Annotated in this window: 8 protein-coding genes and 1 riboswitch; of the genes, 3 read left to right on the forward strand and 5 right to left on the reverse strand. The window is 66.9% G+C overall.

Features of this window, described 5'->3' with window-relative positions:
- The first annotated feature begins 150 nt into the window (after positions 1 to 150).
- Entirely contained in the window at positions 151 to 1,011 is an 861-nt protein-coding gene (gene motA / locus QUG03_RS18335) for a flagellar motor stator protein MotA (RefSeq protein ID WP_500820617.1), read from the forward strand.
- On the opposite strand, the gene QUG03_RS18340 is transcribed toward motA, so the two are convergent.
- Genes QUG03_RS18340 through QUG03_RS18355 form a run of 4 tightly spaced genes read right to left on the reverse strand, consistent with a single transcriptional unit; the run spans position 995 to position 5,070 of the window.
- On the reverse strand, positions 995 to 1,963 hold the full coding sequence (locus tag QUG03_RS18340) for an ABC transporter ATP-binding protein (protein ID WP_500820618.1): 969 nt from the start codon (positions 1,961 to 1,963) through the stop codon (positions 995 to 997). The two genes, motA and QUG03_RS18340, sit on opposite strands and share 17 nt — an antisense overlap.
- Complete coding sequence (locus tag QUG03_RS18345) at positions 1,956 to 3,509, reverse strand: ABC transporter permease (protein WP_500820619.1); 1,554 nt, start codon at positions 3,507 to 3,509, stop codon at positions 1,956 to 1,958. Before QUG03_RS18345 ends, QUG03_RS18340 begins: the two co-directional genes overlap by 8 nt.
- Positions 3,509 to 4,057 carry a GNAT family N-acetyltransferase gene (locus tag QUG03_RS18350; protein WP_053077333.1) on the reverse strand — a complete coding sequence of 183 codons (549 nt, stop codon included), beginning with the start codon at positions 4,055 to 4,057 and terminating at the stop codon, positions 3,509 to 3,511. The genes QUG03_RS18345 and QUG03_RS18350 overlap by 1 nt, the downstream gene beginning before the upstream one ends.
- Positions 4,054 to 5,070, reverse strand: a complete 1,017-nt coding sequence (locus QUG03_RS18355; RefSeq protein WP_205465446.1) for a thiamine ABC transporter substrate-binding protein — start codon at positions 5,068 to 5,070, stop codon at positions 4,054 to 4,056. Before QUG03_RS18355 ends, QUG03_RS18350 begins: the two co-directional genes overlap by 4 nt.
- A 50-nt stretch (positions 5,071 to 5,120) precedes the next feature.
- Positions 5,121 to 5,215, reverse strand: a riboswitch (TPP riboswitch).
- Between the two features lie 149 nt (positions 5,216 to 5,364).
- Here QUG03_RS18355 and QUG03_RS18360 point away from each other — a divergent pair.
- Both QUG03_RS18360 and QUG03_RS18365 read left to right on the forward strand, forming a co-directional pair.
- The gene (locus QUG03_RS18360; protein WP_500820622.1) at positions 5,365 to 6,876 is read left to right on the forward strand and encodes a DUF1800 domain-containing protein; all 1,512 of its coding nucleotides are present in this window, start codon (positions 5,365 to 5,367) and stop codon (positions 6,874 to 6,876) included.
- An 11-nt stretch (positions 6,877 to 6,887) separates the two neighbouring features.
- A complete protein-coding gene (locus QUG03_RS18365; RefSeq protein ID WP_500820620.1) occupies positions 6,888 to 8,069 on the forward strand; it encodes a DUF1501 domain-containing protein in 1,182 nt (393 codons plus the stop codon).
- A 50-nt stretch (positions 8,070 to 8,119) separates the two neighbouring features.
- Here QUG03_RS18365 and QUG03_RS18370 read toward each other — a convergent pair.
- The coding region (locus tag QUG03_RS18370; RefSeq protein ID WP_500820621.1) for a calcium-binding protein at positions 8,120 to 10,120 on the reverse strand (2,001 nt) is incomplete at its 5' end.

Genomic DNA, 10,120 nt, shown 5'->3' on the forward strand with positions numbered 1-10,120 from the left:
CCGCTTGCGCGCTCAGCCATCGCCACACCGACCGGCCGGACTTCGAGCCGGCCCCAGGCCTTCCGCCTTCTTTATCTCGCAGACCCGCCGCGTTCGCCGCGGCGACGCGCCAGACCGGCATCGGTCTGACTTTGCTTGGGACTACCACATATGAATGTAATCATCGGCTACCTCGTCGTGATCGGCATGATCTTCGGCGCCTTTCTGATCCACGGCGGCGCCATCGGCGCCATTCTCTCCGCGATGCCCACCGAGATGATGGCGATTCTGGGCGGCGCGCTGGGCGCCTTCATCGTCGCCAACCAGACCAAGAATCTGAAAGCGGTGGCGCGCGCGCTGCCCGCCGCGCTCAAGGGCTCGCGCCACAACAAGGCCCGCGCGCTGGACTTGCTGTGCCTGTTGTACGAACTGCAGGCCAAGGCGCGCAAGGAAGGGCTGATGGCGCTGGAAGCCGATGTCGACGCCCCCGGACAAAGCCCGGTCTTCAGCAAGTATCCGGCCATCGCTCAAGACCACCATGCGCTGAACTTCATCCGCGACTATCTGCGCATCATGGTCAGCGGCAATCTGAACGCCTTCGAAATCGAGAGCCTGATGGACGTGGAACTGGAAACCCACCACCAGGAAGGCATGGCGCCTATCGCCGCCATCCAGCGCCTGGGCGACGCCTTGCCGGCCTTCGGCATCGTCGCCGCCGTGCTGGGCGTGGTCAACACCATGGCCTCGGTCGGCGCGCCGCCGGCGGTGCTGGGCGGCATGATAGGCTCGGCGCTGGTGGGCACCTTCCTCGGCATCTTGCTGTCCTACGGCATGGTGTCGCCGCTGGGCGCGCTGCTGGAACAGAAGCTGGACGAGGACAGCAAGGAATTGCAATGCATCAAGACCGTGCTGCTGGCCGGCATGCAGGGCTATCCGCCGCCCAGCGCCATCGAGTTCGGCCGCAAGGTGCTGTTTTCCAGCGAGCGGCCGGAATTCGAGGAGCTGGAGCAGCGCATCAAGAGCCTGCGCTAGACTCGCTGGCCAAGGGAATCAGTTCCGCGGCGTCCACCCCCAGGCCGAACTCGCCGCCAAGCCGCAACTCCGCGCCCAGGCTCGCCGCCTCGCGCGCGGACAAACTCAGACACAGCCGCCCCGCCTGCGCCACCACCTCAACGCGGGCGCCGTCCGCCAGCCAGGTCAGCGATTCTATCCGCGCCGGCGGCTGCTGCGGCCCCAGCCGCAACGCGTGCCCCGGCACCACGGCGTGCTCCAACACGTTTTCATAGCCGATGAAGCGCGCCAGCCACGCATTCGCCGGCCTGGCCAGCAATTGTCGCGGCGCGGCGCATTGCACGATGCGCCCCTGGTGCAGCACGGCGGCGCGGTGCGCCATCGCGAACGCCTCCTCCCGGTCATGCGTGACCAGGATGGCCGGTATCCCCGACTCCGCCAGCAACTGCGCGAACTCCGCTTGCAGCTGGCCGCGCAAATGCGCGTCCAGGCTGGAAAACGGCTCGTCCAGCAGCAAGAGCCGCGGCCGGGTCACCAGCGCGCGCGCCAGCGCCACCCGCTGCTGCTCGCCGCCGGACAAGGTCCAGACCTTGCGCCGCTGATAGCCGCCCAGCCCCAGCCGCTCCAGCATCGCCGCCGCCGCGCCGGCGGCCTGGGCTCGGGACTGCCCGCGCTCGATCAGGCCGAACATCACATTGCCCGCCACGTCCAGATGCGGAAACAGGGCGAAATCCTGGAACATCAGCGCGAAGCCGCGCCGCTCCGGCGGCAGGCCGGTGATGTCCTCGCCGTCGAAACGAACGGCGCCGCCGTCCAGCGGCAGCAGGCCGGCGATGATTTTCAGCAAGCTGCTTTTGCCGCAGCCGGACGGCCCCAGCAGGGCCAGGGTCTCCCCGGCCGCCACCTGCAGCGATACGCCGTCCGCCGCCACCCGCGCGCCGAAACGCTTTTCAATTGCTCTGAGCTCAAGCACACCCATCTCCTTTCTCCGGTTCGCCCGGCCGCGCCGCGCCGCTTTCGATCACGGCGAAGGCCAGCGTCGCCAGCACCATCAGCAGGCCCGACAACAACATCGCCGCATCCGCGTTGGCCTGGCCGGGCCGGCCCAGCTTCTGATAAATCAAGGTGGTCAGAGTCAGCCACTCCGGCCGGGACAGAAACAAGGTGACCGCGAACTCCCCCACCGCGGTGGCGGCGGCGAAGGCCAGGCCGCGCCGCAGGGCGGGCTGAAGCAAGGGCCAGATCACCCGCCGGAACGCCCGCCAGGGATTGGCGCCCAAGGAGCGCGCCGCCTGCGCCAGCTGTTCCGGCATGCCGTCCAGCGCCGCGCCGGCGGCCTTGGCGACGAAGGGATAGGCCAACAAGACATAGGCCGCCAGCAGCATGCTCAGATCTGCGCTCCAGCGCGGATACAGCAGCAACAGACCAAAGGCCACGCATACCGGCGACACCACAAAGGGCAGAAACGCCAGGGTCCGCAGCCACAGCCAGCGCCCGGCGGCCAGCGCGTGGCACAGGCCCAGCAGGCCGGACAGCAACACGGTCAGCAAGGTGAAGCGCGCCGAATTGAACAAGGCCAGCCGCAGCTCCTCGTCCCATAGCGCGGTCAGGCCGTCGAGCGCGGACAGCGCTTTCCACAGCACCGCCAGCAAGGGCAAGCCGGCGAAGGCCAGCAAGATGGCGAGGGCCGCCGTCAGCCAGGCCCGCTCCGTCCACGTCCGCGCGGGCGCCGGGAGCAGCGGCTCGCAAGGCGTCGGCACGCCCAGCCGCGCCTCCAGCCAGGCGTAGACCGCGGCGACGCCGCCGGCCACCAACAGGCTCAGCAGCGCCAGCGCGCCGGCGTCGGCCAGGTTCAGCTCATACGCCACCAGCGTGTAGATCTCGACTTCCACCGTCGCATAGCGCTGGCCGCCCAGCAGCAAGGCCAGGCCGAAACCGGAGAAGCAATACAGGAAGACCAGACAAAGATTGGGCAACAGCCAGGGCAGCGCCGCCGGCCATTCCACGCGCCAGAACGCGCGCCAGCGGCCGGCGCCCAGGCTGCGGGCCGCGGCCAGCCGGCTGGCCGGCACTTGGGCGAAGCCGTCGGCGGCGGCACGAATCACCAACGGCAGATTGAAGAACAGATTGCCGTACAGCAACAGCCAGGGCGAGTCCTGCAGATTCAGCCCGCTCAAGCCCTGCGGGCCGAACAGCGCCAACACGCCGACGCCGGCGACCAGGGTAGGCATCACGAAGGGCAGCATCAGCAGGCGCAGCGCCAGGCCGCGCCCGGCGAAGCGGAAGCGCGCCAGCGCCCACGCCGCCGGCACGCCTAGCAGCAAGGCCAGCACGCAGGTCGCCCCGCCCTGCAGCAGCGACCACAGCATGCGCCAGCGCAGATAGGAATCGCTCAACAAACCGAAGGACGGCAGCCCGCCGCCCTCCTGCAGCAGCCGCGCCAGCGGCGAGGCGGACATCGCCAGCAAAAACAGCAAGGGAGGCGCCGCCAGCAACAGGCGGCTCCGACGGCTCAACATCAAGACTGCGTTCCCTTCAGCGGCCAACGGGCGGTCAACACATCCTCCACCCCGTCCTCGTCCGCGCTCTGCCCCGCCTTGACGAAGCCCAGTCCGGCGGCCAGCGCTTGCGACGGCAGATTGTCCGGCGCGATGGACAGCACCAACCGCGTCGCGCCGGCCAGGGCCGCCCAGGCGCCCATCGCCAGCACCGCCTCGCGGGCGTAACCCTGGCGGCGGTAATCCGGATAAATCGTATAGCCCAGCTCCACGTCGCCGTAGCCGCCCAGATAAGGATGGCCAGGCAAGGAGTGGAAATTGGCGTGGCCAACCATCGCCATGTCTTCGCGTCGCAACAGCGCCCGCACCGACCACGGCGCATAGGCCGGGTCCTGGGCGATATCGTCCAGGCGCAAGGCCATCAGCGCCTGCTCGTCCAGCCAGGCCGCCGCCAGCGGCGCGCCCAGCCATTCGGCCGCCGTCTCCGGCTCGCCGGCCAGGCAACTGCGCAATACGCGCGGGTCCAGATGCCGCAGCAACAGCCGCGGCGATTCGATATCGGGGATCATTGGCCGCCTTTCAAAACGATCCTGGTCCAGCGCGCCACCCACTGGCGCGAGCGCTCGGCGATCGCCTTGCTGTCCGGGGTGTCGTGCGCGGCCGGCTGTTCGGCGAAACGGTAGACCGGATCCAGGGCCACCTTGTCCATCACCGGATACATCCACATGGTGGTGGTCACGTCTTTCTGCACCGCCTCGGAGCGCAGGAAGGCGATGAACTTCTCGCCCAGCGCCGCTTCCTTGCCGCCCTTGACCAGGGCCGCGCCCTCCACCTGGCGGAACACTCCGCCTTTCAGCGGCAGATTGCCGGTGGGCGCGTCGTTCAGCTTCTGTTTGCTGTAGAACACCTCGGCGGCCGGGCTGGTGGCGTAGCTGACCACCAGCGGCCGGCTGCCACCGTTCTTGGAAAAATCGGTGTAATAGGACTCGCTCCAACCCTTGCTGACCTTGAGCCCGTTGTCGCGCAAACGGCCCCAGAAGGCGAAGGCCTTGTCCTCGCCCATGGCGGCGACGGTGGACAGCATGAAGGCCAGGCCCGGGCTGGAAGTGGCCGGATTCTGCACCACCAGCAGGTTCTTGTAGGCCGGCTTGGTCAAGTCCTCCAGCGTTTTGGGCAGCGCCAGTTGGCGCTGGGCGAACCAGGCCTTGTCGTAATTGAGCGTGACGTAGCCGTAATCTATGCTCACCGCGCCGGGCAGGACGGCCTTGCCGCCCTGGGCCAGCGCCGCCGGCACCGGCGCCAGCACTCCGGCCTGCTGCGCCTTGCCGATCAGGCTGTTGTCGATGCCGAACACCACGTCGGCGATGGGATTGGCCTTGGTCAGGATCAGCTTGTTCAGCATCTCGCCGGCGTCTCCGGCCTTGATAATGGACACCTTGGCGCCGTTCTGTTTTTCAAACTCGGCCAGCAAGGGTTTGGACACCGTGAACGAGCTGTGCGACAGCACGCGCAACTCCGCCGCCGACGCGCTCAGGCTGGCGGCCGCCAGCGCGGCTGCGATCAAAGAGGGAAAACACTTCATGAACATCTCCGTACACAATGACAATTGGCCGGAGCAAGCGGAATGCGGGCCGCGCCCGCGCATCACGCTCCCTCCGCTGGCATGACCCAGATCAGGTTGCAGGGTATTTTCTCAGCCCGCGCCGCGGACACCCCTGGTGACAGCGCGCCAGTATACCGCAGCGGCCGCGCGCTGACAGCCAACACTCTTTAACAGAGTCGGCCGGCGGCTTAACACGCCGACGACAAGCGCCTTCTAAGCTGAATGCATGCCTGCGCCCACGCCGGGCGCCCCGGGAGACCATGTTTGAACCCCATGCCGACCCTATGCCGATCGCTGACGACAGCGGCGTCCGCCATCCCTTACATCGCCAAGACCAGGCGCCTCGCCGCGTCCGCCCTCTTGCTGGCCGCGCTCTGCCTGCCGGCGCTGGCCCAGGCCGGCATCGGCGTCGCCGGCGCGCGCCACTTGCTGTCCCGGACCGGTTTCGGCGCCAACCCGGCGCAAATCGCCGTCTACGCGCCGCTGAACCGCGAAGCCGCGGTGGACCGGTTGCTGGCCAATACCCGCGCCAGCGCCGCCACGCCGCCGCCGGCCTGGGTCGACGAAGCCTTCGAGCGGCCGGGACAACCCAATCTGAGCGAGGACGAGAAGAAAGCGCTGCAAAAGCTGCGCGCCGAGCACGCGGTGGAACTACGCGGCTGGTGGCTGAACGAGATGCGCTACACCTCGTCGCCGCTCAGCGAAAAAATGACTTTGTTCTGGCACAACCACTTCGTCTCCGCGCTGGACAAGGTGCGCTCGCCGCAACTGATGTATCGACAAAACGTCTTGTTGCGCCAATACGCGCTGGGCAATTTCGGCGACATGCTGCACGCCGTCGCCCGCGATCCGGCGATGATGCGCTATCTGGACACCGCCAATAACCGCAAGGGTCAGCCCAATGAGAACTTCGCGCGCGAAGTGATGGAGCTGTTCACCCTGGGCGAAGGCCATTACAGCGAACAGGACATCCGCGAAGCCGCCCGCGCCTTCACCGGCTGGGGGCTGGATCGCGACGAGCGCTTCGTCAAGCGCCCGCGCTTGCACGACGACGGCGACAAGCTGATCTTCGGCCAGCGCGGCGATTTCGACGGCGACGCCGTGCTGGACCTGCTGCTGCAACAGCCGGCCGTCGCCGACTTCATCACCGCCAAGCTGTGGAAGGCCTTCATTTCGCCCCAGCCGGACCCTGCCGCCGTCAAACGGCTGGCCGCCGGCTTCCGCAACAGCCGCTACGAAATCAAGCCCTTGCTGCGCGCGATATTGCTGAGCCCCCAGTTCTGGAACAGCCAGGGCCAGTTGGTGAAGTCGCCGCTGGAGCTGACCCTGGGCACGCTGGTCACCTTCGACCTCAGCCCGCCGGACTGGCGCGCGCTGGCCGGGCTCAACCGCCAACTGGGCCAGGACGTGTTCGCGCCGCCCAACGTCAAAGGCTGGCCGGGCGGCGAAGCCTGGATCAACAGCGCCACCTTGCTGAGCCGCAAACAGTTTCTGGACCGCATCGCCCGCGACGCCGCGCCGGCGCGCAACGCCTTTGCGCTGCCGGACGGCGGCATGAACGAAATGCAAGGCCGCGAGGCGCGCATCAACCGGCTGGCGGCCGCCGGTCTGCGCTCGCTCAAGCTGCAGCCTGACGAATGGAGCGCCATCTATCAGATCCGCAGCGCTCAGGACGCCGCCAAATTCTTGCTGGCGCTGCCGCCGGCCAATCCCCTGCCCGATTCCCTCAGCGGCGCTCAAGCCATCGCCCCGCTGCTGCTGGACCCGGTTTACCAAGTCCATTGAGAGGTCCCGCCATGTTCCAGCGACGCCAATTTCTCAAAGCCATGGCCGGCGGCCTGATGGTGTCCGTGCTGCCCAATCTGAGCTGGGCGCTGGCGCCGGCCGGCTATCAGCGCCTGCTGGTGCTGATCGAGCTCAAGGGCGGCAACGACGGCCTCAACACCGTCGTCCCCTACGCCAGCGCCGACTATTACCGGCTGCGCCCCGGCATCGCCATTCCCCGCGAGCAAGCGCTGCCGCTGGACGAACGCCTGGGCCTGCACCCGGCCATGGCCGGCCTGCTCCCGCTGTGGCAGCAACAGGAACTGGCGGTGTTGCAAGGCGTTGGTTATCCCGACCCCAACCTGTCCCACTTCCGTTCCATCGAAATCTGGGAAACCGCGTCCAATAGCCAGCAATACCTGAGCGAGGGCTGGTTGAGCCGGCTGTTCCGCGAACAGCCGACGCCGCGCGGCTTCGCCGCCGACGGCGTGGTGCTGTCCAGCCAGGCGCTGGGTCCGCTGGACGGCGGCGCGCGCGCGGTGGTGCTGAGCAATCCGCAAGATTTCGCGCGCCAGGCCAAGTTGGCGGCGGACCAGGGCCGCGCCGGCGCCAACGGCGCGCTGGGCCACATCCTCAAAGTGGAGGGCGACATCCGCCAGGCCGCCGCCGAGCTGGGCCAGCCGACCAAGCCCGTGGCCGCGACGGATTCGCCTATGGCCGCGCCGCGGCCGGCCGGAGCTTTCGCCCAGGCCGTTTCCACCCTGGCCGACACCCTGTCGCGCGGCGTGTCCATCGCCGTGGCCCGCATCACGCTGACCGGCTTCGACACCCACGGCAACCAGCTTCCCACCCAGGCTAGGCTTCTCGGCGAACTGGCCGACGGCATCGCCCTGCTGCGCGCGCGCTTGCAGGCGCAAGGGCGCTGGGACGACACCCTGGTGCTTAGCTACGCCGAATTCGGCCGCCGTCCGCGCGAAAACGGCAACCGCGGCACCGACCACGGCACCGCCAACGTCCATTTCGCCGCCGGCGGCCGTGTGCGCGGCGGCCTATACGGCCAAAGCCCGCCGCTGGCCGGCGTCGACGACGGCAATCTGCCCTGCGCCATCGACTTCCGCCAGGTCTACGCCACCGCCATCCAGAGCTGGTGGGGCAAGGACGCCCGCAATGTGCTGGGCGGCCGTTTCGCCCCCCTGCCCATTCTCAAGACATGAAAAAAGCCGGCCCCTGAGGGCCGGCCGTCTACAGAGATCAACTCAGCGATTTATTTCCAGCTGGACGCCAACACCGGCTGCAAGGCCGCCTGGTAGCTGTCCGGCAGGGTGATCTGGCCCGCGGCCGGCGGATTGAACGCCGCCATCGCGTTGACCAGCGCCTGCACCTGACTGGCCGCCAGCGCCTTGCCGTCGCCGGACTGGAGGGTCTCGATCTGGTTCGCGGCATTGCCGAACCAGTTATTAATCGACACCTTGTCATCGGTGCCTATCACGCTGACCTCCAGGCTGGCGCCCTGGCGCTTGAACCACAGCTGATCGGCATTGACGCCCTGGCCGAACTTCAGCACGTCCTGACCGCCGGTGTCGGTGATGCCATCCTGGCCATCGCCGCGCTCGAACAGATAGCTGTCGTTGCCGTTGCCGCCCTCGAGCACATCGTTGCCGCGTCCGCCGACCAACAGATCATTGCCCTCGCCGCCGTACAGCGCGTCATGGCCGCCGTTGCCGACCAGCCAATCGTCAAGCGCGCCGCCGCGCAGCGTATCGCCCAGCTCGGTGCCCAACAAGGGCACGCCCTGCTTCATCAGCTGATCAGCCGTCCACTTCGCGCCGGAAGCGAAGGTGATCTGCTCGATCCAGTACACCCGATCGGCAAACCAGTCTTTCACCGTCACGCTGTCCTGGCCGTTGACGTGGCGGAACACCATGTCGTTGCCGCTGCGCAGCACCTGGATGTCGCTTTCCTTGATGTCGGCGCCGAACACTAACTCATCGCGGTAGGCATCGTTGACCGTCGGAGTATCCGCCTTGTCGATGATTACGTCTTGGCCATCACCCAGATTGAACAAATAGGTGTCGCGCGCATAGCTGCCGATCAGCGTATCGTTGCCAATACCGCCTTCCAACACATTGTTCCAACCTTGGTATACCGCGGTCAGTTGATCATTGCCCGCACCGCCGCGCAAGGTATCGCCCTCAACGCGCCAGCCGCCGCCGCTGCCACCGATGATCACATCATCACCGTCTCCTCCTTCCAACAGGTCGGCGCCATCACCTCCGTACAGCGAGTCCTTACCGGCGCCGCCGCGTAGGGTGTCGTTACCCCCTTCGCCGAACAAACCGTCGTCACCATCGCCGCCTTCCAGCAGGTCGTTGCCGTTACCGCCATACAGCGAGTCGTTACCGCCGTTGCCCAGTATCCAATCGTCGACATTGCCGCCGCGCAGCGTATCGCCCAATTCGGAACCCACCAGCGGCACGCCTTGCTTCATCAGGTCGTCGGCCATCCACTTCACCCCGGAAGCGAAGGTGATCTGCTCGATCCAGTACACCCGATCGGCAAACCAATCCTTCACCGTCACGCTGTCCTGACCGTTGACGTGGCGGAACACCATGTCGTTGCCGCTGCGCAGCACCTGGATATCGCTTTCCTTGATGTCGGCGCCGAACACCAACTCATCACGGTAGGCATCGTTGACCGTCGGCGCATCCGCCTTGTCGATGATTACGTCTTGGCCATCACCCAGATTGAACAAATAGGTGTCGCGCGCATAGCTGCCGGTCAGCGTGTCGTTGCCAGTGCCGCCTTCCAACACATTGTTCCAACCTTGGTATACCGCGGTCAGTTGGTCATTGCCCGCACCGCCGCGCAAGGTATCGCCCTCAACGCGCCAGCCGCCGCCGCTGCCACCGATGATCACATCATCACCGTCTCCTCCTTCCAACAGGTCGGCGCCATCACCTCCGTACAGCGAGTCCTTACCGGCGCCGCCGCGTAGGGTGTCGTTACCCCCTTCGCCGAACAAACCGTCGTCGCCATCGCCGCCTTCCAGCAGGTCGTTGCCGTTGCCGCCGTACAGCGAGTCGTTACCGCCGTTGCCCAGTATCCAATCGTCGACATTGCCGCCGCGCAGCGTATCGCCCAACTCGGAACCCACCAGCGGCACGCCTTGCTTCATCAACTGATCGGCTGTCCACTTCACGCCGGAAGCGAAGGTGATCTGCTCGATCCAGTACACCCGATCGGCAAACCAGTCTTTCACCGTCAC

Source organism: Chromobacterium sp. CCUG 30098 (assembly GCF_059916605.1).